At 67.1% G+C, this 24,209-nt stretch carries 27 protein-coding genes; 14 read left to right on the forward strand and 13 right to left on the reverse strand.

Annotation, left to right across the window (positions count from 1 at the left end):
* The first annotated feature begins 8 nt into the window (after positions 1 to 8).
* From ROV93_RS09945 to ROV93_RS09955, 3 genes are read left to right on the forward strand one after another with little or no spacing between them, the layout of a single operon-like run.
* Complete coding sequence (locus ROV93_RS09945) at positions 9 to 245, forward strand: hypothetical protein (protein WP_072169020.1); 237 nt, start codon at positions 9 to 11, stop codon at positions 243 to 245.
* Entirely contained in the window at positions 242 to 832 is a 591-nt protein-coding gene (locus ROV93_RS09950; RefSeq protein WP_072169021.1) for a cytochrome c oxidase assembly protein, read from the forward strand. The genes ROV93_RS09945 and ROV93_RS09950 overlap by 4 nt, the downstream gene beginning before the upstream one ends.
* A gap of 13 nt (positions 833 to 845) precedes the next feature.
* Entirely contained in the window at positions 846 to 1,721 is an 876-nt protein-coding gene (locus ROV93_RS09955) for a cytochrome c oxidase subunit 3 (protein WP_005407793.1), read from the forward strand.
* A gap of 20 nt (positions 1,722 to 1,741) precedes the next feature.
* On the opposite strand, the gene ROV93_RS09960 is transcribed toward ROV93_RS09955, so the two are convergent.
* On the reverse strand, positions 1,742 to 1,960 hold the full coding sequence (locus tag ROV93_RS09960; RefSeq protein ID WP_049416782.1) for a twin transmembrane helix small protein: 219 nt from the start codon (positions 1,958 to 1,960) through the stop codon (positions 1,742 to 1,744).
* A gap of 57 nt (positions 1,961 to 2,017) precedes the next feature.
* Between ROV93_RS09960 and ROV93_RS09965 the strand changes: the two genes are divergently transcribed.
* From ROV93_RS09965 to ROV93_RS09985, 5 genes are all read left to right on the forward strand, one after another.
* On the forward strand, positions 2,018 to 2,734 hold the full coding sequence (locus tag ROV93_RS09965; protein WP_072169022.1) for an SURF1 family protein: 717 nt from the start codon (positions 2,018 to 2,020) through the stop codon (positions 2,732 to 2,734).
* A gap of 103 nt (positions 2,735 to 2,837) precedes the next feature.
* Positions 2,838 to 3,407: a hypothetical protein gene (locus ROV93_RS09970; RefSeq protein WP_069140018.1), complete on the forward strand. Its 570-nt coding sequence runs from the start codon at positions 2,838 to 2,840 to the stop codon at positions 3,405 to 3,407.
* Positions 3,408 to 3,417: 10 nt separating this feature from the next.
* Positions 3,418 to 4,581: a COX15/CtaA family protein gene (locus ROV93_RS09975; protein WP_065179434.1), complete on the forward strand. Its 1,164-nt coding sequence runs from the start codon at positions 3,418 to 3,420 to the stop codon at positions 4,579 to 4,581.
* Between the two features lie 4 nt (positions 4,582 to 4,585).
* A complete protein-coding gene (gene cyoE / locus ROV93_RS09980; RefSeq protein ID WP_072169023.1) occupies positions 4,586 to 5,479 on the forward strand; it encodes a heme o synthase in 894 nt (297 codons plus the stop codon).
* Between the two features lie 141 nt (positions 5,480 to 5,620).
* Positions 5,621 to 6,427, forward strand: coding sequence for a calcium-binding protein (locus ROV93_RS09985; protein ID WP_072169024.1), 807 nt, complete (start codon positions 5,621 to 5,623; stop codon positions 6,425 to 6,427).
* Between the two features lie 115 nt (positions 6,428 to 6,542).
* Here the strand turns inward: ROV93_RS09985 and ROV93_RS09990 are convergent, their stop codons facing one another.
* The 6 genes from ROV93_RS09990 to rpsU form a co-directional block, all read right to left on the reverse strand.
* Complete coding sequence (locus tag ROV93_RS09990; protein WP_065179432.1) at positions 6,543 to 7,514, reverse strand: bile acid:sodium symporter family protein; 972 nt, start codon at positions 7,512 to 7,514, stop codon at positions 6,543 to 6,545.
* A gap of 28 nt (positions 7,515 to 7,542) precedes the next feature.
* Complete coding sequence (locus ROV93_RS09995) at positions 7,543 to 8,043, reverse strand: protein tyrosine phosphatase family protein (protein WP_072169025.1); 501 nt, start codon at positions 8,041 to 8,043, stop codon at positions 7,543 to 7,545.
* A 27-nt stretch (positions 8,044 to 8,070) separates the two neighbouring features.
* On the reverse strand, positions 8,071 to 9,810 hold the full coding sequence (gene dnaG / locus ROV93_RS10000) for a DNA primase (RefSeq protein ID WP_312539578.1): 1,740 nt from the start codon (positions 9,808 to 9,810) through the stop codon (positions 8,071 to 8,073).
* A gap of 61 nt (positions 9,811 to 9,871) precedes the next feature.
* The gene (locus tag ROV93_RS10005) at positions 9,872 to 10,792 is read right to left on the reverse strand and encodes a YihY/virulence factor BrkB family protein (RefSeq protein WP_072169027.1); all 921 of its coding nucleotides are present in this window, start codon (positions 10,790 to 10,792) and stop codon (positions 9,872 to 9,874) included.
* A 105-nt stretch (positions 10,793 to 10,897) separates the two neighbouring features.
* Positions 10,898 to 11,341 (reverse strand): GatB/YqeY domain-containing protein, encoded by a 444-nt coding sequence (locus ROV93_RS10010; protein WP_005415013.1) that lies wholly within the window; start codon positions 11,339 to 11,341, stop codon positions 10,898 to 10,900.
* Between the two features lie 133 nt (positions 11,342 to 11,474).
* Entirely contained in the window at positions 11,475 to 11,690 is a 216-nt protein-coding gene (gene rpsU / locus ROV93_RS10015; protein WP_002808376.1) for a 30S ribosomal protein S21, read from the reverse strand.
* A 166-nt stretch (positions 11,691 to 11,856) separates the two neighbouring features.
* Here rpsU and tsaD point away from each other — a divergent pair, with 166 nt between their 5' ends.
* Complete coding sequence (gene tsaD / locus ROV93_RS10020) at positions 11,857 to 12,882, forward strand: tRNA (adenosine(37)-N6)-threonylcarbamoyltransferase complex transferase subunit TsaD (RefSeq protein WP_072169028.1); 1,026 nt, start codon at positions 11,857 to 11,859, stop codon at positions 12,880 to 12,882.
* Positions 12,883 to 12,915: 33 nt separating this feature from the next.
* Here the strand turns inward: tsaD and ROV93_RS10025 are convergent, their stop codons facing one another.
* Complete coding sequence (locus ROV93_RS10025; protein WP_069140015.1) at positions 12,916 to 13,581, reverse strand: hypothetical protein; 666 nt, start codon at positions 13,579 to 13,581, stop codon at positions 12,916 to 12,918.
* Between the two features lie 359 nt (positions 13,582 to 13,940).
* Here ROV93_RS10025 and folB point away from each other — a divergent pair, with 359 nt between their 5' ends.
* From folB to ROV93_RS10045, 4 genes are all read left to right on the forward strand, one after another.
* The gene (gene folB, locus ROV93_RS10030; RefSeq protein ID WP_005415016.1) at positions 13,941 to 14,294 is read left to right on the forward strand and encodes a dihydroneopterin aldolase; all 354 of its coding nucleotides are present in this window, start codon (positions 13,941 to 13,943) and stop codon (positions 14,292 to 14,294) included.
* Between the two features lie 62 nt (positions 14,295 to 14,356).
* Complete coding sequence (locus ROV93_RS10035) at positions 14,357 to 15,628, forward strand: mechanosensitive ion channel domain-containing protein (RefSeq protein ID WP_072169029.1); 1,272 nt, start codon at positions 14,357 to 14,359, stop codon at positions 15,626 to 15,628.
* A gap of 128 nt (positions 15,629 to 15,756) precedes the next feature.
* Complete coding sequence (locus ROV93_RS10040) at positions 15,757 to 17,931, forward strand: glycoside hydrolase family 3 N-terminal domain-containing protein (RefSeq protein WP_053498698.1); 2,175 nt, start codon at positions 15,757 to 15,759, stop codon at positions 17,929 to 17,931.
* A gap of 128 nt (positions 17,932 to 18,059) precedes the next feature.
* The gene (locus ROV93_RS10045; protein ID WP_180890711.1) at positions 18,060 to 18,614 is read left to right on the forward strand and encodes a hypothetical protein; all 555 of its coding nucleotides are present in this window, start codon (positions 18,060 to 18,062) and stop codon (positions 18,612 to 18,614) included.
* A 64-nt stretch (positions 18,615 to 18,678) separates the two neighbouring features.
* Here the strand turns inward: ROV93_RS10045 and ROV93_RS10050 are convergent, their stop codons facing one another.
* The gene (locus ROV93_RS10050) at positions 18,679 to 19,845 is read right to left on the reverse strand and encodes a PQQ-dependent sugar dehydrogenase (RefSeq protein WP_072169030.1); all 1,167 of its coding nucleotides are present in this window, start codon (positions 19,843 to 19,845) and stop codon (positions 18,679 to 18,681) included.
* Between the two features lie 169 nt (positions 19,846 to 20,014).
* Between ROV93_RS10050 and yiaA the strand changes: the two genes are divergently transcribed.
* Positions 20,015 to 20,467, forward strand: a complete 453-nt coding sequence (gene yiaA, locus ROV93_RS10055; protein WP_072169032.1) for an inner membrane protein YiaA — start codon at positions 20,015 to 20,017, stop codon at positions 20,465 to 20,467.
* A gap of 107 nt (positions 20,468 to 20,574) precedes the next feature.
* On the opposite strand, the gene ROV93_RS10060 is transcribed toward yiaA, so the two are convergent.
* The 4 genes from ROV93_RS10060 to ROV93_RS10075 all read right to left on the reverse strand — a co-directional run bounded on the left by ROV93_RS10060 (position 20,575) and on the right by ROV93_RS10075 (position 23,932).
* A complete protein-coding gene (locus ROV93_RS10060; RefSeq protein WP_061478554.1) occupies positions 20,575 to 20,898 on the reverse strand; it encodes a hypothetical protein in 324 nt (107 codons plus the stop codon).
* A 110-nt stretch (positions 20,899 to 21,008) separates the two neighbouring features.
* Positions 21,009 to 22,310, reverse strand: coding sequence for an amino acid permease (locus ROV93_RS10065; protein ID WP_072169034.1), 1,302 nt, complete (start codon positions 22,308 to 22,310; stop codon positions 21,009 to 21,011).
* Positions 22,307 to 23,068, reverse strand: a complete 762-nt coding sequence (locus ROV93_RS10070) for a L,D-transpeptidase family protein (protein ID WP_005415025.1) — start codon at positions 23,066 to 23,068, stop codon at positions 22,307 to 22,309. The genes ROV93_RS10065 and ROV93_RS10070 overlap by 4 nt, the downstream gene beginning before the upstream one ends.
* A gap of 15 nt (positions 23,069 to 23,083) precedes the next feature.
* Positions 23,084 to 23,932, reverse strand: a complete 849-nt coding sequence (locus ROV93_RS10075; protein ID WP_072169036.1) for a MurR/RpiR family transcriptional regulator — start codon at positions 23,930 to 23,932, stop codon at positions 23,084 to 23,086.
* Between the last annotated feature and the right edge of the window lie 277 nt (positions 23,933 to 24,209).

The raw sequence follows: 24,209 nt of genomic DNA on the forward strand, positions 1-24,209 counted from the left end.
GGTGGGGCATGCATAACGAGAGCCCACTGCAGACCTGCAGAGCCGAGCCATGCCCGGCTGACGAAAAGCAGCCGAGCATGGCTCGGCTCTACAACTACGAAGAGCAGCCGACCAGCGGTCGGCCCTACCAGGGCGGAAGCATCGAACAGCAGCGCCAGCGTGCCCGGCGCACGGCGATGTGGGTCGGCGCCATCGCGGTGGTGGTCTACGTCGGCTTCATCCTCAGCGGGGTGATCGGCCGATGAGCGAGGCACCGGCCAGCACGCGGTCACCCAGTGCCGGGCTGCCGCGCCTGATCGGCGTGGCAGTGGCGGTGTTCCTGCTGACCTTCTCGCTGGTGCCGCTGTACCGCATTGCCTGCGAGAAGGTATTCGGCGTGCGCCTGGAACGCGGCCCGGGTGGTGAAGCCAGTACGGGTGCCGCAGCTGGCAAGCGCACCGTGCGGGTGGAGTTCGATGGCGGCGTCAATTCGCGCCTGCCGTGGTCGTTCCATCCCGAGCAGCTGACCATGGATGTGGTGCCCGGCAAACTCAACGAGGCGCTTTACTTCGCCCGCAACGACAGCCAGCAGGCAGTCGTTGGCAGCGCGGTGCCTTCGGTGGCGCCGGCGCGCGCGTCGGGCTTCTTCAGCAAGACCGAGTGCTTCTGTTTCACCGCGCAGACGCTGCAGGCCGGCGAGAAGCGCGACATGCCGGTGCGCTTCATCGTCGATCCGGACCTTCCGCCGGAAATCAAGACGATCACCTTGTCCTACACCTTCTACCGCAACGACGCGTTGTCCGATCGGCTGGCCCCGGCCGCCACCTCGGACGGCGCGCACGCCGCACCCTGACCCGGATACCGACATGGCCCAGACACCGACCGACGCCAACGTGTACTTCGTCCCGGCCCAGAGCAAATGGCCCTTCGTGGGCTCCATCGCGATGATGGTGACCATGGTGGGTGTGGCCAGCTGGCTCAACGACGCCAGCTGGGGGCGCTGGACGTTCTACATCGGCATCGCGATGCTGGTGTTGACCCTGTTCTGGTGGTTCAGCGACGTGGTGCGCGAATCGCAGGCCGGCAACTACAACCACCAGGTCGATGGCTCGTTCCGGATGGGGATGATCTGGTTCATCTTCTCCGAGGTGATGTTTTTCGGCGCGTTCTTCGGCGCGCTGTTCTACACCCGCAACCTGGGCCTGTCGTGGCTGAGCGGCGAAGGCCGCGGGGTGATGACCAACGAGCTGCTCTGGCAGGGCTACTCCGCCGGATGGCCGACCAATGGCCCGGCGGCGATCGGTGGTGCCTTCCAGACCATCCCGGCGTGGGGCCTGCCGCTGATCAATACGCTGATCCTGCTCACCTCCGGCGTGACCCTGACCATCGCCCACCACGCGTTGAAGGCCGGCAACCGCCGCCAGCTGCTGATCTGGCTGGGCCTGACTGTGGTGCTCGGCCTCGGTTTCCTGACCCTGCAGGCGGAGGAGTACATCCACGCCTACAAGGAACTGAACCTGACGCTCGGTTCGGGTATCTACGGTTCGACATTCTTCATGCTGACCGGCTTCCACGGCGCGCACGTGCTGCTGGGCACGATCATGCTGATCGTGATGTGGCTGCGTTCGGCCAAGGGACACTTCACCCGCGACAACCATTTCGGTTTCGAAGCGGCCGCGTGGTACTGGCACTTCGTCGACGTGGTGTGGCTGATGCTGTTCCTGTTCGTCTACGTGCTTTGACCACGCACGCATCGGTGGCCTCAGCCGCCGACGCCGTGCGGCTTGATCCAGCCCATGTAGATGCTCACGATCACCAGTACGATCAACGCCACCGACACCGCGATGCGACGTGTCAGTGCGTTGACCGTGCGCTTGGTCTGGCCGCGGTCGACCAGCAGGTAATACAGGCCGGCGCCCAGGTTCCAGACGATGACGATCAGAAACGCGATTACCAGCAGGGTCTTCAGCGAATCACTCATGCGCGGCTCGAGGGCAGGGTGGGTGCGCCTATCTGACCGCGTTTGCGCGGACTTGTCATGATGCGCCAGCACACACGCGTGATCGGATGGTTGCTGGCCGTGCTGGCGATGGCCGGTTTCACTGCATTGGGGCTGTGGCAGCTGCAGCGCATGCATGCCAAACAGTCAATGTTGGATGCGCAGGGGCCAGCGGTGGCTCAGGCGCTGCCGCTGGCGCAGGCCCTGGCAGCCCCCGGCGCGTTGCACGGTGTGGCCGATCACGGCCGCTTCCTGCCTGGCGTGGTGCTGCTGGACAACCAGACCCGGCATGGCCGTGCCGGCGTAAAGATCTATCGCCCGTTCCGCAGTGACGAAGGCAGCGTGCTGCTGGTCGATCTTGGCTGGCGCGCGCTGCCGCCGGATCGCACGCTGCCGGACATACCGGCGCCGCCTTCGCCGGTGGCGGTGCGCGGGTTGCTGGCGCCACCGCCTTCGGCGGGGCTGGTACTGGGCCCGGCGTTCTCCGCCACCGGTGAGGCCGGGCGCTGGCTGGCCAGCCGCTTGCCGGCCGAGGGCCTCGCCGCAGCGCTGGGCCTGCCAACGCTGCCCGAGCGGGTCCTGCGACTGGACCCGGCGCTGCCCTTCGGCGACGAGCGCGATCTGGACCTGCTGCCGAACACGCTGCCGCCTCAGCGACACCTGGGCTACGCCGTGCAGTGGTTCGGCCTGGCCCTGACCGTGCTGGTGGTGGCGCTGGTGCTGGAGCGGCGCAGGAGACGGCCCATCGCCCGGTAGTGCCGGCCGCTGGCCGGCAATCCCCGGATTCCCGGATTCCTGGATGCCGGGCAGCGGCCGGCACTACCGGCATCGTTTACCCAACCATGAGAAAATGCCCCGCATGAACACTGCTACGTCCCCGCAGGCGCGCGGCTCCGGCCGCCGGACCCTGGTGCTGCTGTTTGCCGTGTTCTTCGGGGCGATGGCGCTGGCCGCGGTATTGCGCTTCTCCGGCTGGCAGCCCACCGGCCACCGCAATGCGGGACAGCTGCTGAAGCCGCCGGTCGATCTGCGCCAGCAGGCGCCGACCCTGGCCAGTGGCCAGCCCTATCCTTGGAACCCCGAGGCCCGCACCTGGCGCCTGCTGGTGGCACCGGCCGGTGCCTGCGACGCGCAGTGCGTCACTTTGTCGCAGGGGCTGGGCAAGGTGTGGCAGCTGTTCGGCCATAACGCCGATAATGTCGAGATCCTGTGGCTGGGTACGCCACCGGCGTCGATCGCCTCGCTGCCCGCGCTGCGGCCGCTGGCTCCGTCGCCAGCCCTGCGCGCGGCGTTGCCGGGCGTCGATGATCCGGCGGGACTGCCGGTCTACGTGATCGATCCGAACGGCTTCGTGATCATGCGCCATGCCCCCGGCAGTGACCTGGGTGGCCTGCGCAAGGACATGGCCACGTTGCTGAAACTGAAGTGAGTCCCGTTTGATGAGCCTTTCCGCGCGTCCGGCGCTGCACCGCAATTTCCACCGCCTGGCGTGGTTCGCCATGATCATGACCGCGAGCACGATCATGTTCGGCGCGTTCGTACGCCTGTCCGATGCCGGCCTGAGCTGCCCGGACTGGCCGACCTGCTATGGCCAGGCCACCTGGCCGCAGCACGTGGAAGAGACCATCGGCCACCCGGCGGCGGAGATCCGCCCGCTGGAGACCCACAAGGCCTGGCGTGAGCAGGTGCACCGCTTCCTGGCCGGCGCGCTGGGCATCGAGATCCTGACCCTGGCCCTGCTGGCCACGCGCAAGCGCCGCTTTGGGACCACGGCAGTGGTGACCGCCTGCGTACTGGTGGCCGCTGGCATACCGCTGTACATGATGGGCTGGCATGGCACCGCCAGCGCATTGGCTCTGGTCGGCGAGGCGATCCTGCTGATCGCCGCGCTGCGCTGGAGCAACATCGACCTGGCACGCGCTGCACTGCTGACCCTGGCGGTGGTGATCTTCCAGGCCCTGCTGGGCATGTGGACGGTGACCCTGCTGCTCAAACCCATCGTGGTGATGGGCCATCTGCTGGGCGGCATGCTGATGTTCGCGCTGCTGGCCTGGATGGCTTGGCGTGCGACGCACATGCCGATCACCCTGGCCGAGGCACCGAAGCTGAAGTGGCTGCTGCGCATCGGCCTGGCGGTGCTGGTCACCCAGATCGCACTGGGCGGCTGGGTCAGTGCCAACTACGCGGCGCTGGCCTGCGGCGGCGGCAGTGCATCGCTGGACAACTTCCCGCGCTGTGCCAACCAGTGGTGGCCGCAGCACAACTTCGTTGAAGGCTTCACCCTGTGGCGTGGCATCGGCGTGGACTACGAAGGCGGCGTGCTGGATGGCGCCTCGCGTATCGCCATCCAGATGGCGCACCGCCTGTTCGCGGCGGTGGTGGCCATCTACCTGCTGTGGCTGGGCGTGCGCCTGTTCCGGTTGCCGAGCATGCGCGGCTGGGCCAGCGCGCTGATCGCGCTGCTGGTGCTGCAGGTCACCCTCGGCATCCTCAATGTGAAGCTGGCGCTGCCACTGGAAGTGGCCGTGGCCCACAACGGCGTGGCCGTTGCCCTGTTGTTCGTGCTGGTCAGCCTGCTGGCCCGCCTGCGCGCCCCGGACTGATTCCATGTTTTCCAACTACCGCCAGTACTGGGACCTGACCAAGCCCAAGGTCGTCGCCCTCATTGTCTTCACTGCCCTGGTCGGCATGGTCCTGGCTATTCCGGGCGTGCCCAGCTGGGAGCAGGTGCGCGCCGGCCTGCTCGGCTTCCTCGGCATCTGGCTGGCCGCTTCGGCGGCCGCCGCGATCAACCAGTTGCTGGATGCGCACATCGATGCGCAGATGGCACGCACGTCGTGGCGCCCGCTGGTGGTCGGCAAGGTCAAGCCATGGCAGGTGCTGGTGTTCGCCGGCGTGCTGATCGTGCTGTCGATGGCCATCCTGGTGCTGTGGGTGAACCTGATCACTGCAGTGCTGACCTTCGCCTCGCTGATCGGCTACGCGGTGATCTACACCGTGTACCTGAAGCGTGCGACCTCGCAGAACATCGTCATCGGTGGCCTGGCCGGCGCGATGCCGCCGATGCTGGGCTGGGCTGCGGTGACCGGCATGCAGGGCTCGTCGGACTGGGCATACTCGTCGCTGCTGGTGCTGATCATCTTCATCTGGACGCCACCGCATTTCTGGGCGCTGGCGATCTTCCGCCGCGAGGACTATGCCAAGGCGGAGATCCCGATGCTGCCGGTGACCCACGGCGTGGCGCACACCCGCAAGCAGATCATGGTGTATTCGGTGGTGCTGGCGCTGGTCTGCCTGTTGCCCTACCTGGTGGGCATGAGCGGTGCGTTCTACCTGGGCGGCGCGATCGTGCTCAATGCCGTGTTCCTCTGGTACGCCTGGCGCATGCTCGACCCACCGGATGAGCTGTTCTCGATGAAGATGTTCTATTACTCCATCGTGTACCTGATGGCGCTGTTCGCCTTCCTGCTGGTCGACCACTGGATCCTGCCCTGGTTGTGAAGCACCACCTGTAGAGCCGAGCCCATGCTCGGCTGAGGGGGGATTGGAAGAGCAGCCGAGCGTGGGCTCGGCTCTGCACTTGATCTCTTCCAGCGGCGTCGCCATTGCTGTTCCTGACCCCAAGGAAAGGAGCGAGCAGGGATGCATACGATCTTCCGTTGGACCACCGCGCTGATTCTGGCGCTGGGCATGGCCGTGACCGCGCATGCCGACGACACCGCCGCGCAGATCCGCCAGCACGCCGGTGATCACCGCCTGCTGGTGCTGGGCGAATTCCATGGAACCCGCGAGACGCCGCTGCTGGTGCGGCAGCTGGTGGATGACTACAGCCGCACCGGGCCGGTCCTGCTGGCGCTGGAACTGCCACGCGGGGAAACCTCCACGCTGCGCGATTACCTGGCTTCCGATGGCGGGGAGAAGGCACGCCAGCATCTGCGCGGGCGTGCGTTCTGGACCGTGCGCGATGACCAGCATGATGGCCGTCGCAGCCGCGACATGCTGGCAATGATCGAAAGCCTGCGCGTGCTGAAGTCGCAGGGACGTGTGATCGACGTCGTTGGCTATGACGTCAACGCCAGCAAAGGCGGCAACCAGGTACGCGATGACCTCATGGCAGCCGAGTTGCGGCGGCTCAATCGAGGCCTACCGGTCAGTGCGCGCATGCTGGTGCTGACTGGTAACGTGCACGCGATGCTGCAGAGGCCGCAAGGTATGCCGCCAGAAATGCAGATGCATCCGATGGCGTCGCAGCTGCGGGACCTGGATATCTACAGCGTACGGTTGGGCGCGCAACGTGGTCAGACGTGGGGATGCGCGGGCGGTTGCATGGCGCGGCCACTTCGAGAGCAGGTTGCCACGGGGCCGCGGGTCGCTGCCGGTGCGGAACGGCCGTACGACCTATGGGTATGGATGCCGGAACTGAGCGTCGGGACGCTGGTGGATCCGTAGCGTCAGGCAAACCATCCACGCATGGCGTGGATCTACTCCGGATCACAGGTGTCAGCCGAGCGCGGGCTCGGCTCTACAACAGATCCACGCCATGCGTGGATGTCCTCCCGTCGGGTCAGGGCGCGCGCTTCGCGTACCGCTGCGCGATCACGCCGCAGACGATGAGCTGGATCTGGTGGTAGATCATCACCGGCAGCACGATGGCGCCGAGGCTGCCGCCGGCGAACAGCACCTTGGCAATCGGCACGCCGGTGGCCAGGCTCTTCTTCGAGCCGCAGAACACGATGGCGATCTCGTCCTCGCGGTTGAAACGCAGGCGGCGGGCGATGAAGGTGATCAGCGGCATGGCGATGCCGAGCAGCACGGCGGCCACGACCGCCACGGCCAGCAACGAGAGCAGCGGCGTCTTGCTCCACAGTCCTTCGGTCACCGCCTCGCCGAACGCCGAATAGACCACCAGCAGGATCGTGCCCTGGTCGGTGTAACGCAGCAGCGCGCGCTGCTTTTCCACCCAGCCGGCAATCCACGGCCGCAGCAGGTGGCCGGCCACGAACGGCACCAGCAGCTGCAGCATGATGCCGCCGATCGCATGCAGTGGGTCGTGCACGCCGCCGGAGGTGCCGGCCAGCGCGGTCAGCAGCAGCGGGGTCAGGAACACGCCGAGGATGCTCGACAGCGAGGCACTGCACACCGCTGCCGGTACGTTGCCATGCGCCATCGAGGTGAACGCGATGGACGACTGCACGGTGGAGGGCAGGGTGCACAGGAACAGCACGCCCAGGTACAGCTCCGGGGTCAGCAGCCAGCCCGATAGCGGCTTGAACATCAGCCCGAGCAGCGGGAACAGGAGGAAGGTGCAGGCGAGGATGGTCAGGTGCAGCCGCCAGTGCAGCATGCCGCCAATGATCGACTCACGTGGCAGGCGCGCGCCATGCAGGAAGAACAGTGCAGCGATGGCGACGGTGGTGACATCGTCCAGGACGATGGCGGCGGCGCCCTTCATCGGCAGCAGCGAGGCCAGGCCGACGGTGCACAGCAGGGCGAGAGTGAAGTTGTCCGGTCGCAGGCGCGACCACCAGCGGGTCATGGTGGGCAGAGTCCTTGGTGCGGAGGGTTCAGGGTGAGGTGACCGGCGTGGCCAGGCGTTGGCGGGTGGCGGCTTCCAGCGAGGTCAGGCCAGCACGCTGGCCCAGCTGAAGGGCCTGTTCGGGGCTGGCATGTTCGTAGCGTGCGTTGACCAGGCCGAGCACGGCGCCGGCGCGGTTGCCGGACGCACAGTGCAGCAGCACCGGCCCTTGGCTCTGCCGCAGGGCCTGGTGCACGGCGCGCACGTTGGCGGCATCGAGCCCCTCGGCACCGGCCACCGGAATGCGCACGTAGCGCAGGCCCAATGATTCGGCAACGCGCGTTTCGTCGAAACCCCGGTCCTCGCCGGGCTGGCGCAGGTCGATCACGGTGCGCACGCCCTGCGCGGCAAGTTCGCCCAGTTGTGCGGCGGAGGGCTGGCCGCCGGCATACAGGCCCGGGCGGACTTCATTGAGCGGGCCATCTGCGGCCAGGGCCGCCAGTGGCAGGCAGAGCGACAACAACAGCAGGCAGGTCAGGCGCAGCAGCATGGTCCTCTCCGTGAAAACGTTCTGCCGCTACAGGCGCAGCCCGGCGCGGGCCTTCAGCAGCTCGCGCAGTTCGTATTTGTCAGTATCATCCAGGCCCTGCTGGCGCTGCTTTGCCAGCAACTCCTCCAGACGTTGCACCAGCAGCTGTTTCTCCAACTGGGCCACGGCATCGTGCAGTTCCTGGGTCCAGCTGGCCTCGGTGCCGGGCAGCGTCTGAGCGGCCAGCGTATGCAGCGACGCCTGTTCCTCGCGGCCGTCGAAGTGTTCCAGCAGGGCGCCGGTGCTGATGTCCGGGCGCTGTTCGACCAGCCCCAGCAGTTCCAGCAGCAGCTCCACGCCCGGCAGTCGCAGGCCCTGGAAGTGATGCTTTCCGCCCAGGGTCAGCGCCAGCGACGGCTGCTGCAGCAGCACGGCGATCGCGCCTCGCACCAGGCTGCGCTTGGCCACCGGCTGGATCGTCCGATGTGGCTGGCGTTGCGGCATCGGCGCGCGCGTGGCCTGGGCAGTGCCACCGAGGCCGGTCAGCTGCGCCAGCTGCTGCTTCATCAGGTCGCCGAAGGCACCGTCGGGAATCTGCGCCAGCATCGGCTTTGCGCGTTCGGCCAGGCGCGCCTTGCCGTCCAGCGTGCCCAGGTTGATCTCACTGGTCAGTTCATCGAAGAAGAACTGCGACAGCGGCGTGGCCTGCTTCAGGCGCTCGTTGAAGGCCTCGGCGCCTTCCTTGCGCACGATGGTGTCCGGGTCCTCGCCATCGGGCAGGAACAGGAAGAAGGCCTGGCGGCCATCCTTCATGCGCGGCAGCACCGACTCCAGCGCCTTCCAGCCGGCGCGGCGGCCTGCGGCGTCGCCGTCGAAGCAGAAGAACACGTCCGGTGCGTTGCGGAACAGCAGCTCGGCATGGTCCGGCGTGGTCGCCGTGCCCAGCGTCGCCACCGCCTGGGTGACCCCGAACTGGAACAGCGAGACCACGTCCATGTAGCCTTCGACCACGATCAACCGCTCGATCTTCTGGTTGGCCTGGCGCACCTGCCACAGGCCGTACAGTTCGCGGCCCTTGTGGAACAGCGCGGTTTCGGGCGAGTTGAGATACTTGGGGCCGTCGTCCTTCTCGAACACGCGCCCACCGAAGGCGATCACCCGGCCACGACGGTCGAAGATCGGGAACATCACCCGGTCGCGGAACTTGTCGTAGACGTGGCCGCGATCGTTCTTGGAGAACAGGCCGGCGCGGTCGAGCAGCTTCATGCGGCGCTCGTCCTTGCCCAGCGCATCGCGCAGGCCGCTGTAGCCATCCGGTGCGTAGCCGATCTGGAAGCGCGCGCGGTTCGCTTCGTCCACGCCACGGCTTTCCAGATACGCGCGTGCCTTCTCGCTGCCTTCCAGATTCTTCTGGAAGAACCGGGTGGCGGCGTCCAGCGCCGAGTACAGCTCGCGGCTGTCGTCCTGCTGCTGGGGGCTGCGCGGGTTTTCGTTGCGCGGCACGTCCATGCCGGCACGCTTGGCCAGCTCATCCACCGCGTCGAGGAACTCGAGGCGGTCGTAGTTCATCAGGAAGCTGATCGCGGTGCCGTGCGCGCCGCAGCCGAAGCAGTGATAGAACTGCTTGGTGGGCGAAACCGTGAACGAGGCCGAGCGCTCGTCATGGAACGGGCAGCGTGCGGCGTATTCCTTGCCCTGGCGCTTCAACGGCACGCGGCTGCCCACCACCTCGACGATGTCGGTGCGGGCCAGCAGGTCGTCGATGAAAGCGTCGGGGATACGGGCCATGGGCAACAGGGCAGGGCGCGGTACAGGACCACGCGACGGAACCGGGGGCGGTCGGCCTAGTTTACCCCCTGTCGGGCACCTGGCTGGCGGTGGCCGGATCGATGCCGGCGGCGGCCAGGTGATGGCGCGCGCGCAGGCGCTCATCGATCACCGCAGTCATCAGCGCGCCAACGAAGAAGACCACGGTCGCGTAATAGATCCAGACCAGCGAGATCACCAGCGCGCCCATCGAGCCGTAGGCACTGCCGGGGGCCACGGTGGCGATGTAGACGCCGATGCCGTAGCGGCCCAGTGCGAACAGTGCCGAGGTGATGACGCCGCCGATGAAGGCCTGGCGCCACGCCACGCGGCGGTCGGGCAGGTAGTGGTACATGAAGGCGAACCCCACCGCGTACAGCAGCAGGCTGGTGACGTACCCCAGCGCGGGGAGGATCGAGGGCAATTGCGCGAAGGCGACCTGCAGTACCGTGGTGGCAGTCATCGACAGGATCAGCAGGAAGCCCAGGGCCAGCACCACGCCGAACGAGAACACACGCTTGCGCAGCCAGGCCTTGAGGCCCTCCAGGCGCTCGCCACTGGTGCGGAAGATAAGGTTGAGCGCGTTCTGCAGCTGCGCGAACACGGCCGTGGCGCCGACGAACAGCAGCAGCGTGCTCCACAGCCCCGCCAACGAGCCGACGTCGGGCTGGTTGTCGGCGTTCTTCAGGACGGTTTCGGCCACCGTAGCGGCGCTGCTGCCAGCCACCGAGCTGATCTGGTCGATCAGCGCCTGCTGTGCCGGTGGGTACAGCGAAGCGGTCAACCACAGCAGCAGCACCAGCAGCGGGGCCATCGACAGCAGGGCGTAGAAGGAAACGGAGGCGGCCTGGGTCAGCACGTCGACGTCGATGAAGCGCTTGGCCACCGCCATCGGAAAGCTGTCCTGCAGGCGCTTGAGGTACTTGTGCAGGGACACGGGAACGTTGGGCTCGGGTTCAACCATGGGTGTGGTTGTAGCAGGCGACCGACGAAGGTGCGGTGAAGCGGGTGCATCAATGGGGTCAGAGCCCTTTCGCGTTGCGAAAGGGATCCGACTCCGTGTACCGGATTACGCCAGCTGCTGCTTGACCAGCTTGGACACCAGGCCCATGTCGGCCTGGCCAGCGAGCTTGGGCTTCAGTGCGCCCATCAGCTTGCCCATGTCGGCCGGGCCGGAGGCGCCGGTCTCGGCGATGGCGGCCTGGATGGCGGCCACGATCTCGGCTTCGCCCATCTTGGCCGGCAGGTAGGCTTCGATGACCACGATCTCGGCGCGCTCGATCTCGGCCAGGTCTTCGCGGTTGGCCGCTTCGTACTGGCTGACCGAGTCCTTGCGCTGCTTGACCATCTTGTCGAGCACGGCGATCACGGCGGTGTCATCCAGCTCGATGCGCTCGTCCACTTCGCGCTGCTTGATGGCGGCATTGATCAGGCGGATCACGCCCAGCTTGTGCTTCTCGCCCGCCTTCATGGCGGCCTTCATGTCTTCGGTGAGCTGCTGCTTCATGCTCATGAGGAACCTCGTGGTGGTAGGTGGGGCGGGGCGGATGCCCGAACCCGGAAACGCAAAAAGCCGGCGACGCTCGCGCGTGCCGGCTTCGGCTCCATCGCGACGGGCAGGCCCGCCGCAATGAAGATGCGTCCGATCAGTACAGGCGCTGACGCTTGGTGACGTCGCGCGACGAGCGGCGCAGCTGACGCTTCACAGCAGCGGCGGCCTTGCGCTTGCGCTCCTGGGTCGGCTTTTCGTAGAACTCGCGCTTGCGGGTTTCGGCCAGCACACCGGCCTTTTCGCAAGTGCGCTTGAAGCGGCGAAGAGCAAACTCGAAGGGCTCGTTCTCGCGGACTTTGACGCTGGGCATGGAATCTCCGGGACACAGTAGAACCGGGTCACGCCCGGCGAGCCGCACATTATAGCGGCGAATCGACAAACTGCAAGTGGCCAACCCTGAATACGGGCCGGCGGTTCGAAAGCAGTGAGACCTGCACGTCCCCCGAGGGGACGGCAGGGGCGTCATAATAGCAGGCATGCGAGTCCTTGGCATCGAATCTTCCTGTGATGAGACCGGCGTGGCGGTGTATGACACCGACCTGGCCGGCAGCGCGGCCCTGCGCGCCCATGCGGTCTACAGCCAGATCGCCCTGCACGCCGAATACGGTGGCGTGGTGCCCGAGCTGGCCAGCCGCGACCACGTCCGCAAGCTGCTGCCGCTGGTGCGCCAGACCCTGGCCGACGCTGGTCTGGGTGTAGGCGACATCGATGGGGTGGCCTACACGGCCGGTCCTGGCCTGGTTGGCGCGCTGCTGGTCGGCGCCGGCGTGGCCCGATCGCTGGCCTGGGCGCTGGAGGTACCGGCCGTCGGCGTACACCATATGGAAGGCCACCTGCTGGCTCCGCTGATGGAAGACGACCCGCCGGAAGCGCCGTTCGTGGCGCTGCTGGTGTCCGGTGGCCATACCCAGCTGGTGGCGGTGGATGCGATCGGCCAGTACCGCCTGCTGGGCGAAACCCTGGACGATGCGGCCGGCGAGGCCTTCGACAAGACTGCCAAGCTGATGGGCCTGCCGTACCCCGGCGGCCCGCAGCTGGCCAGGCTGGCCGAGCAGGGCACGCCGGGCGTGTACCGCTTCGCGCGGCCGATGACCGACCGCCCGGGGCTGGATTTCAGCTTCTCCGGCCTGAAGACCCAGGTCCTGATGGCCTGGCGCGACAGCGACCAGAGCGAGCAGACCCGCGCCGACATTGCCCGGGGCTTTGAGGACGCGGTGGTCGAGACCCTGTCGATCAAGTGCGAGCGCGCGCTGGAAGCGGCCGGGACCAACGTGATCGTGGTGGCCGGCGGTGTAGGTGCCAACAAGCGCCTGCGCGCGCGCCTGCAGCAGATGGCCGAGCGCCTCGGCGGCCGCGCCTGCTTCCCGCGGCCTGCACTGTGCACCGACAACGGCGCGATGATCGCCTTCGCTGGCGCGCTGCGGCTGCAGGCTGGCCAGCACAGCCCGCCGAAGGTGGATGTGACCCCGCGCTGGGACATGGCGACCCTGCCGGCGGTGTGAACCGGTAGCGTCGGGCCACGGCCGGCGGACGCATTACCGATGCACTGCCAACGGCGACGCCGCCAGCACGGTTGTCGCCCGCTCATGGCGCTGCAGCCAGCCCAGCGTGTGTGGGCAGCGGGCATGGATCAGCCGCCCGATCGCGGCCAGGTCGGCGCCGATGTCGCGCTCGAGGATCGGTTCGTGGTGGGCGATGCGGTTGCGCAGGTGGCGGATGCGTCCGATATCCGCATGGATGGCTTTCCTGACGGCACTGGGATGAGCAGAGGGAGCATGCTGCAGAACCCTGCTGAGTGCGGGTATCCAAAGCGTGGAGTCGAAGCGACAGGTGAAGAGCTGCTGCCAGAACACCATCGGCAGGTTGGCGACGATCCCAGGTGTATCGGTTACGCGGCTGGCAAGTTGTTCCAGTGCCGTGCGCGGAGAAGTACTGGATGAGGTTGGCAGCCTCCGTCGGAAGGCACCATTCCAGGGCCAACGCGGGCCATGCTGCCTGGCGAGCACCGCTGCAGCGGCGTTGCGGGTGACCACTTCGCACAGATGGACCGGCATCATCAGAGCACTGCACATCCGCATGTTCCACAGGTACAGGGATTCGGCTGTGACGTCGGGGCTGCAGGTCGATGCGATTCTCTCGTAAGTAGACAGACGCTCCGCTGACAACGCGCGCCGCAGTACATCGTATGGAGCCATCGTCATGTGCGGTGGTGAAGGAGGGATCGATGTTCGCGAGAGTGGGCCGCGGCGACCATCAGGGAACGTCGTTGTCCGCGCGGCTGAATTTCTGTGTTTTGCCTCGGACGAATACCTGACCTGCCCTGTCGGAATTGGCCTTGACCGGCGATCTGGTCCTTGCCTAATCTGCGTGCCTGCGCCACCGGGACTCGCGGCTGGATTTCAGCTCCCCCCGGGGACAAACGGTAGTACCAAAGGGCCCCGCTAGCAGGGCCCTTTGTCTTTTCTGGAGCCGCGTCCCTGCCGGCCGCCCACCGCCCGTTCCGGGCAGGCTCACCGCCGTGCCGTTACCATGGCTTCCTGTATTCGTGCCGGTAAGCGCAATGGACAAGGTTTTCATCGAAGGGCTGACGATCGACGCCCTGATCGGTATCTACGATTGGGAACGACGGATCCGCCAGGACCTGGTGTTCGACCTGGAAATGGGCTTCGACAACCGTCGCCCCGCGGCCACCGATGACATCGCCCACACCCTGAACTACAAGGCGGTGAGCAAGCGCCTGGAGCAGTTCGTGCGCGAGTCGGAGTTCGGCCTGGTCGAGACGCTGGCCGAGCGCTGCGCGCAGATCGTGCTGGACGAATTCGACGTGAAGTGGCTGCGCCTGAAGCTGAGCAAGCCCGGCGCGGTGCGCGGCGCGCGCGCGGTGGGCGTGATCATCGAACGCTCGCGGGACTGACCCGGTAAATCCGGCCGCTGGCCGGCAACCTTGGCAACAACGAAACAGACAGGAGACAACTGATGGTGGATGCGGTGGTGGCGGTACAGTGGCTGGAACGGCTGCAGAACACGCTGGAACCCTATCCCGGCGCCTACCTGGCGTTGATGATCTCGGCGCTGCTGATCGCCGCCGGCCTGGCCAACTGGGTGACCAAGCGCATTCTGCTGCGTGGCCTGCGGCGCCTGTTGCAGCGCCTGCCAGGGGCCGAGTCCGGCCGTGGCAGCCATTTGATGCGGGTGATTTCGCGCCTGTCCAACGTGGTACCCAGCCAGGTGATCGCCTCGGGCATCACCCTCATCCCCGACCTGCCGCCCAGCCTGGTCAACGTCATCATCAAGCTGTGCATCGTGTGGGCCGTACTGACGGTGTCGATGGCGTTCTCGCATGCGCTGGACGCGGCCAACAGCCTGTACGAGCGCAAGCCCGATGCGCGCAACAAGCCGATCAAGGGCTACCTGCAGGTGGTCAAGATCGTGGTGTTCGTGGCCGCCGGCCTGTCCATCGTCGCCACCCTGCTTGGGGTGAAGCTGGGCCCGCTGGTGACTGGCCTGGGCGCGGCCACGGCGGTGCTGATGCTGATCTTCCAGGACACCATCCTGTCACTGGTGGCCAGCGTGCAGATCAGTGGCGATGGCCGCGTGCGCATCGGCGACTGGATCGAGATGCCCAGCCAGAACGCCGACGGTGACGTCATCGACATCGCCCTGCACACCATCACCGTGCAGAACTTCGACAAGACCATCACCACCATCCCGACCAAGAAGCTGGTGACCGAGTCGTTCAAGAACTGGCGCGGCATGCAGGAGGCCGGTGGCCGCCGGATCAAGCGCGCGCTGTACCTGGACCAGCACAGCGTCGGTTTCCTCGACGACGGCGACCTGGCCTTCCTCGGCGAATTCGCGCTGCTGCGTGACTACCTGCGTGAAAAGGAGCAGGAACTGGGGCAGTGGAACGGGCGCCTGCGCGAGCAGGGCGTGGCCGAGGTCAACAGCCGCCGGGTGACCAACCTGGGTACCTTCCGTGCCTATGTGGAGCGTTACCTGCGCAGCCATCCGGGCATCCATACCGACATGACCCTGCTGGTGCGGCAGCTGCAGCCCACCACCGAAGGCCTGCCGCTGGAGCTGTACTGCTTCACCCGCAGCACCGCCTGGAGCGAGTACGAGGCCGTGCAGTCGGACATCTTCGACCACCTGCTGGCGATTCTGCCGGCGTTTGGCTTGCGGGTGTTCCAGGCCTCCAGCGACGCCATGTTGATGGCCGGGCAGCGCCAGTTGGCCGGCTCGGAGTAAGCTGCGGTGCCCCCGGCGGGGCCATACGGACCCCGCTGGTGGCTGAAACTGAACGAAGAAACCTCTCGCCAAATGGCTCGGGATCGCTAGAATGCCGGGCTTGTAAACGTTTTCATCAAGGACTGCCGGTGGCCTCCGATCGCATCGAATCCCTCATTGCCCAGATGACCGTCGAGGAAAAGGTCGGCCAGCTGGGTGTCTTCGCGGACATGGTCCGCCCGTTCGCCCCGGACGTGAACCCGGAAGCCAACGTGCGCAATGCCGACCAGGTGCTGCAGCAGGTGCGCGAGGGCAAGGTCGGCTCGCTGTTCAATGGTGTGGGCGCCGAGTTGGGCCGCCGCATCCAGCAGGTCGCAACCGAGGAGAGCCGCCTGGGCATCCCGGTGATCCTGGCCGCCGACGTCATCCACGGCATGCGTACCGTGTTCCCGATCCCGCTGGGCGAGGCCGCCAGCTTCGAGCCGGACCTGGCCGAGCGCACCGCGCGCGCCACCGCCATCGAAGCCACCGCTGCCGGCCTGCACTGGACCTATGCCCCGGCCGTGGACATCGCCCGCGACCAGCGCTGGGGCCGTGGCGCCGAAGGCGCCGGTGAGGACGTGGTGCTGGGTTGTGCGTTCGCTGCCGCCCGCGTGCGTGGCTTCCAGGGCAGCGACCTGCGCGCCGCCGATTCGCTGCTGGCCACGCCGAAGCACTTCGCCGCCTACGGCGCGGTGATGGCCGGCATGGAATACAACATGGTGGACATCTCGCCGCAGACCCTGCGCGATGTGCACCTGCCGCCGTTCAAGGCGGCCTTCGAGGCCGGCGCGATCACCGTGATGTCCTCGTTCAACGACATCAACGGCGTGCCGGCCAGCGCCAATGCCGAACTGCTGACCGACATCCTGCGCGGCGAATGGAAGTTCCCGGGCGTGGTGATCTCCGATTACACCGCCGACATGGAGCTGGTCGCGCACGGCTACGCCGCCGACGACCGCGATGCCACCGCCAAGGCGTTCACCGCCGGCCTGGACCTGAGCATGCAGAGCGGCTTCTACGCCGAGCACCTGCCGGGCCTGGTCGAGAGCGGCGAAGTGCCGATGGCGGTGCTGGATGAAGGCGTGCGCCGCATCCTGTGGCTGAAGGAGACCATCGGCCTGTTCGACGACCCGTACCGTTCGCTGGACCCGGCGCGCGAAGCGGATACCTCGCATATCGCCGCGCATGATGAACTGTCGCGCGATGCCGCGCGGCGTTCGATCGTGCTGCTGAACAACCGTGACAACGTGCTGCCGTTGCAGAAGACCGGGCAGAAGATCGCGCTGATCGGCCCGTTCGTGCAGGACCGCGAGAACATCGAAGGCTGCTGGACGCTGTTCGGCGACAAGCAGCGTTACGTCGACCTGGAAACCGGCGTGCGTGCCGCCATCGGCGACGAAGCGCTGCTGGAAATCGTGCCGGGCTGCGAACTGGAAGCGGCCATTCCGGGCGGTACCGAAGCGGCGGTGGCTGCCGCGCTGCGCGCCGATGTGGTGGTGCTGGCGCTGGGCGAACCGCAGCGTTACAGCGGTGAAGCACAGTCGCGCGTGGAGATCACCCTGCCGCCGGCACAGCAGGCACTGGCCGAGGCCGTGGCGATGACCGGCAAGCCGCTGGTGGTGCTGCTGCGCAATGGCCGCGCGCTGGCGCTGCAGGGCGCGGTGCGCAATGCGCAGGCCGTGGCGGTGACCTGGTACCTGGGTACGCAGACCGGCCATGCCGTGGCCGATGTGCTGTTCGGTGACTACAGCCCGTCCGGCCGCCTGCCGGTCAGCTTCCCGCAGGTGTCCGGCCAGCAGCCGTACTTCTACAACCACCCGCGCACCGGCCGTCCGGAGCTGCCGACCATGTCGGAGTTCAAGGCCCGCTGGCGCGAGATTCCGAACGAGCCGCTGTACCCGTTCGGCCACGGCATCGGCTACACCACCTTCGCCTACGGCGTGCCGCAGCTGAGTGCTGTGCAGCTCGGCTGGGACGACACCCTGACCATCACCACCACGCTGACCAACAGCGGTGATGTGGCCGGGGAGGAAGTGGTGCAGCTGTACATCCACGACCGCGTGGCCAGCCGCGTGCGTCCGGTGCGCGAACTGAAGGACTTCCGCAAGGTGGCACTGCAGCCGGGCGAGTCGACCGACGTGGTGTTCACCCTGACCCGCGAGCAGTTGGCGTTCACCGGCCGCGATGGCGTGCTGCGTGCCGAGCCGGGCCAGTTCGACCTGTGGGTCTGCGCCTCGTCGGCCGCCGGCGAAGCCGTGCAGTTCGAACTGCTGAAGGCCTGATCAGAAAAAGGGGACGGAGGGGATCAAGTCGTTAGTGGCACAAACGACTTGATCCCCTCCGTCCCCTTTTTGTTGCCGTCACTGCGGCGGCGCTACCATCGGGCTTCCTGTTTCGATGGAGTGCGCGTATGCGCCGGATGGCCTACCTGATTCCCGCTCTGCTGCTGGCGGCCTGTTCGCAGCCTGAGCCCCCGGCGCAGCCTGCGGCGGATGCGCCGCCGCCGATGGAAGCGAACGCGGCAGCGACGCCTGCCGCTGAGCCGGCGGCGCCGGCCGCCGAACCTGCCGCCGCCGCACCGGCGGCACCGACCGCGGAGGCGCCCGCCGAGGACGCGCGTGCGCGCATCGAATCGCTGCTCGGCGATGCCGCGCAGTTCGAGAAGGTCTTCAACGCGTTCAAGACCGCCGTGGTCGGCGGTGATCGTGCTGCGGTGGTCGAGCAAGTGCGCTTCCCGTTGAACATCAGCGGCGGAAAGAAGATCTCCGGCCCCGGTGAGTTCCAGCGCAACTACGAGAAGATCATCACCCCGGCGGTGGTCAAGGCGGTGTCCGGGCAGGACTTCGGCAAGGTGTTCGTCAACCAGCAGGGCGTGATGATTGGCGATGGACAGGTGTGGTTGAACGGAAAGTGCCTGGACAAGGCCTGCACGCAGACCGAGGTGAAGGTCATCACCATCCAGTGAACGCAGACGGCCCCGCACGCGGGGCCGTCGCGGAAAAACGTGCCGGCCAGCGGCCGGCGGCACCTCATGCCTTCGGCGTCAGCTTCAACAGGCGCGCCTTGCTGCCGTCTTCCAGCAGCCACAGGGCGCCATCCGGGCCCTGTTCCACTTCGCGGATGCGCTCGCCCATGTTGAAGCGTTCGGCTTCGCGCGCGCTGTCGCCATCAAAGGCCACGCGCACCAGCGAGGTCGACGACAGGCCGCCGATGAAGCCGCTGCCCTTCCACTGCGGGAACAGGCTGCCGCTGTAGATCATGAAGCCGGCCGGCGAGATCACCGGCGTCCAGGTCACCTTCGGGGCGGCGAATTCCGGGCGGGTGTCGTGGTCGGGAATCGGACGACCGTCGTAGTGGTCACCGTTGGAAACGATCGGGTAGCCGTAGTTGGCGCCGCGCACGATCAGGTTCAGTTCGTCGCCGCCGGCCGGGCCCATCTCGTGCGCCCACAGCTTGCCGTTGGCATCGAACGCCATGCCCAGGATGTTGCGGTGGCCCAGCGACCACACCTGTGCGGCAACCCCGCCCTGCGAGGCGAACGGGTTGTCGGCGGGCAGGCTGCCATCGTCGTTGAGGCGGATGATCTTGCCGAGGTTGCCGCCCATGTCCTGGGCCGGATCGAACTTCTGGCGCTCGCTGGAACTGATCCACAGCTTGCCGTCCGGGCCGAACGCGAGGCGATGCCCGTAGTGGCCCTCGCCGCTGACCTTGGGGCTCTGCCGCCAGATCACTTTCAGGTTCTTCAGCTGGCCACCCCCGTCGGCATCCAGTGCCAGCGTGGCCCGGGCCACCGCGGCACCGCGGGTGTCGAGCGTGCCTTCCTCGGCATAGCTGACGTAAACAACATGATTCCGGGCGAAGTCCGGGTGCAGGATGATGTCGCCGAAGCCACCCTGGCCACCATAGGCGACCTTGGGAACGCCGGTGATTTCGTGCTTCTGCCCGTTGGCCGGGTCCAGGTGCTGCAGCGTGCCGCGCTTTTCGGTGACCAGCAGGCTGCCGTCGGGCAGGAAGGTCATCGCCCAGGGCTGGTCGAAGCGGCTGACTTCGGTGGCGGTGAACGGCCGCTGGTCGGTGGCGGTGGCTGCAGGCGCTGTGGCCTGGGCGGTACCCGAAGCCGGATCGGCGGCGTTGCAGGCGGAGGTGGCGAGGATCGGCACGAGGCCGAGGGCGAGCAGCAGGGGCGTACGGGTCATGGGTATCTCCAGGGCGGGGATGCGGATGGCCGGGCTGCCCCTTGTATACCACCGCAGCCGTTACCGTCGTGGCCCGAAGGTCCTGCGCCCCCCTGTGCGGCAGCGGCGGGATCGTCTAGGGTGGGCACGCCCGGGCAAAGCATGCCCGTCTGCCTGCCAAGGACCTGCAATGAATACTGCCATGCCTCACAAGCCCTCCACCGCCTTCATCGCCGCCTCGTGGGTGGCCCTGCTGCTGGGTGCGGCGGCGTACCTGATCGGCCTGTTCAATGCCACGATGGCGCTCAACGAGAAGGGCTACTACCTGACCCTGCTGCTGTTCGGCCTGTTCGCGGCGGTGTCGCTGCAGAAGAGCGTGCGCGACCGCGTCGAAGGCATTCCGGTCAGCGGCCTGTATTACGCGCTGTGCTGGTTCGCGTTGTTGTCGGCGCTGATGCTGCTGCTGGTCGGCCTGTGGAACGCCACGCTGGCACCCAGCGAGAAGGGCTTCTACGGCATGGCGTATGCGTTGTCGTTGTTCGGTGCGGTGGCTGTGCAGAAGAACACCCGCGACCTGATCGCCGCCGGTGGTGGCGAGCGCAAGCGCAGCGCGATCGTGCCGCCGCTGCCGGAACAGGAGTGATCGAGCCGGTGTAGAGCCGAGCCATGCTCGGCTCAGTCGAGCATGGCTCGACGTTACAGACGTGGTGCGGGAGCCGAGCGTAGGCTCGGCTCTACAGCAGCCTGGCGCTATCGCTTCAAGCGCGGATCTGCCAGCTGCGCTTCGTCCCAGCCGCGGCGCACGGCGTTACGTGCCTGCGCCCAGTCCAGGCGACTGCGGCCACGTTCGTTGGCCCAGCGCGATTCCAGTTCGGCTTCGACCTGCTCGTACGCGCGGATCATGTCCTGCGCACGCGCGGCATGGCCGATGCGGTAGGCCGGTTCATAGTCCTCGAAGAACAGCTGGTCGTCGTAGTACGGTTCGGCGGTGTAGCGTTCGCGCCAGTAGTTGCTGACCGCGTCGCGCGGCGTGCTGTCGTCCGGTACGCGGCCGGGAATCTGATACTCGGTCATGGAAGGCTCCGTTGTGGACGAAGCCTGATCGTGCCTGCGTGGCGGTTAACGGCCCGGTCCGGCAGCGTGATCGCCAGATCAATCCGCCGGGCATGGCCCGGCGCTACCGGTCATCCGGCGTCGGCGTCCTTGCGCGGCAGCTTGTAGATCACCGCGCCAATGACGAACGCGACCAGTGCAGCGGCGATGTTCTGCCAGCTGGCACTGGCGAACAGGGCCAGGCACAACAGCAGCGCCAGCACCGGAATCAGCGGGCCACCGGGCAGCTTCAACGCGCCTGGGCGATCCGCGTAGCGCTTGGCCAGCACCAGGACGGCGGCAGCGGTGCCGATGTAGGCGAACAGGCGCGTGGTCATCGACAGCAGGGCGAGCTGCACGAACGAACCGGACAGCGCCAGTCCGAGCGCGATCAGGCCCTGGCACATGATCGATGCGGCCGGCGTATGGAAGCGCGGATGCACCTGCGCCAGGATCTTCGGGCCGTAACCATCGCGGGCCAGTGCGAACAGGAATCGCGGGCCCATCATCATCGTGTTGCTGTTGGTACCCAGGATGGAGATGGTCGCGCCGATGGTGAGGATCAGCGCCAGGGCCTCGCCGCCGAAACCGGCTGCGGCGTCGGCCAGCGGCGTGGCCGAGCTGGCCAGGCCGGCCAGCGTACCCTGCGCCACCACCTGCACCGCGCCATAGATGACGGTGACAGTGATGATCATGGTGATCAGCGCGAACGGAATATCGCGGCGTGGATTGCGGTACTCGCCGGCCGCGGCCGGGATGTTCTCGAAGCCGGCGTAGGCGTACAGCAGCAGCAGGGCGGCCTCGCCCATCCGTTGCAGGTCATGCGGGTCCGGGCGCTGGCCGGAGAAGGCCAGCTGTGGATCGATATAGAACGCGCCGATGGCCACGAACAGCAGCAGCGGCAGCATCTTGCCGATCACCAGCACCACGCCGGTGCGCGCGGCCGAGCGCACGCCGATGATGTTGACGCCGGTCAGGAAGCCCAGCGACACCACGATCACCGCGATGCGACCCATGCCGGCGCCGGCCCACGGCCAGAAGCGCGCGACCGCATCGGCCAGCGCGTTGCTCAATGCGGCCGCCGAGCTGATGCGGGTCAGCCAGATCATCCAGCCGATCTCGAACCCTGCGAAGCGGCCGAAGGCCTCGCGTGCGTAGAGGTAGCTGCCACCGGGTTCATCGAAGTAGCTGGCGGCCTGCGCGTAGCACAGCACCAGCAGCGCGACGACGATGCCAGCGGCGACCACGCCCCACAGGCTGAAGGGGCCGAGCAGGGCAACGGTGGCGGCCGGCAGCAGGTAGATACCGCTACCGATCACATCGTTGATCGACAGGCCGACGATCTGCCAGCGGCTGACCGCGCGCTGCAGCTGTGGTTCGTCCGGCGCGCTCAACGGGCGTCTCCGCTCAGCGCGGGCAGCTGCCACTGCACCTGCAGTCGCTGGTACTCGGTGCGCGGCAGCAGCACGAAGCGCGGCGTATCCTGCGGCCGCAGCCAGTCCAGCAGCGCCTGCATGCGCGCTTGTGGCATGGCGGTACAGCCGGCGGTGGCCTCCCCGGGCGTGCGCCACAGATGGGCGAAGATGCAGCTGCCCTTGCCGGGCTGGTTGTCCGGGTTGTGGGCGATGACGAAGCCCTCCCGGTAGCGCACGTCGCCCTTGTTGTGCAGATCCAGCCGCATCGGCTCGGTGGAGCCCTTGATCGCTGCACTGCCGACTTTCTTCTCATCGACGATGCGGTTGTAGAACGGCGAACCGGGCACGTCCATGCAGTAGCTGCTGTCCAGCATCGGCTGGTAAGGCATTGCGGTGCCGGGGCGTGTGACGGCATAGCCGAACGCACTGCCGAGCGCGAATATGCCGGCCGGGCTGCGACCGTCTCCTTCCTGCTTCTGCGGGCCATCGGCCTGTGCCGGATGCAGGCCCAGTCCCCAGGCGCTGCCGGTACGGCCGAGCGCCACCGGGAACGCCTGTCCGTGCGTGTGCCAGCCCTTGCCATCGCGCACATAGGCCTGCAGCTGCCCTTGGGTACTGTCCCAGCCATCGCTGGTGACCACGATCAGCTGGCGCGCGCCATCCAGCGGCGCCGCGTGAACGGACACCGTCGCAGCAAGCAGCAGCGCAGCGGTAGCGAGGCGAACCAGCGATTTCATCAACAGGTGCTCCGGTCAGGAATCCAGCAGGTGGTCGATCCGCTCCAGGTTCACCGCCAGCTGCTGCTGGCGGTCCGGATTGGTGTGGCAGAGCAGCACGAACAGGAAATCGAGCAGGGCGTGCATGGCGCTACGGTACAGCAGCTGCGCGACCTGCGGCGTGCGGTCGTGCGCGCAGACCACCAGTGCCGCATCAGCATGCGCGCGCAGCGGGTTGGCAGTGTGGCGGGTAATGGAAATCACCTTGCCACCCATGTCCTGGAACTGCCGCGACAGCTGCGAAAGCTGTGGCAGGTTGCCGAATTCGGAGAACACCAGCAGCGCATCGCCGGGGCGTGCGGCCGACAGGTTGGCCAGCATCAGGATCGGGTCGGTGTGCGGCACCACCAGCAGCCCGAGCAGCGACAGCCGCATGGCGAACTCGCGGGCATACAGGCCGTCGTCACCCAGACCATGGACGAACAGCTTCGGTGCGCCGTCGAGCAGCTGTACGATGCGCTCGATCTCCTCGCGTGGGTTGGCCTGGCGGGTTTCCTCTTCGGCCTGCGCCTTGCTGCGGCGCAGGGCGTCGCCCAGGCGCAGGTAGTCATCGCCGCTGTCGGGTTCGCTGGGGGCCTGTTGTGGATCGGCACCGACGCGAGCCACGTCCTGGCCGATCGAGTACTTCAGGTCCGGGTAGCCCTTGAAGCCGAGCTTCTGGCTGAACTTCACCACGCTGGATTGGCTGATGCCCAGCGCACTGGCCAGCTGCTGCGACGAGTAGTCGCGCAGCAGGTGGGCGTTGTCGAGGATGAAGTCGGCGATGCGGCGCTCGATGGCCGACATCTGCCCGCGCTCGGAACGGATCTTCAGCAGGGGCGGCATGAGGGGTGTCCGAGGGGTGTGCGTTGGAGCATAGGGGAACGCGTTGCGGTTGGCCGCGGAGAGCCGGTCATGGGGTGGGTCAGGCGAGTGGGGATTGCGGGGGACGCCGCAAGTACGTCCGTGTAGGCTTGGCCGCGCTTGCGCGTTTGCGCTGTCCTGCGCAAACGGCAAGACCGGGGTTGGGCGTCCTGCCCAACCCGCCCGAGGCATGCCTCGGGCCCATGTGGCGGACACCCCCGCAATCCCCACCCGCCGGACCCCGGACAGATCGCGCGCG

It is taken from the genome of Stenotrophomonas maltophilia group sp. msm4 (assembly GCF_032025605.1).
GTDB lineage: Bacteria > Pseudomonadota > Gammaproteobacteria > Xanthomonadales > Xanthomonadaceae > Stenotrophomonas > Stenotrophomonas sepilia.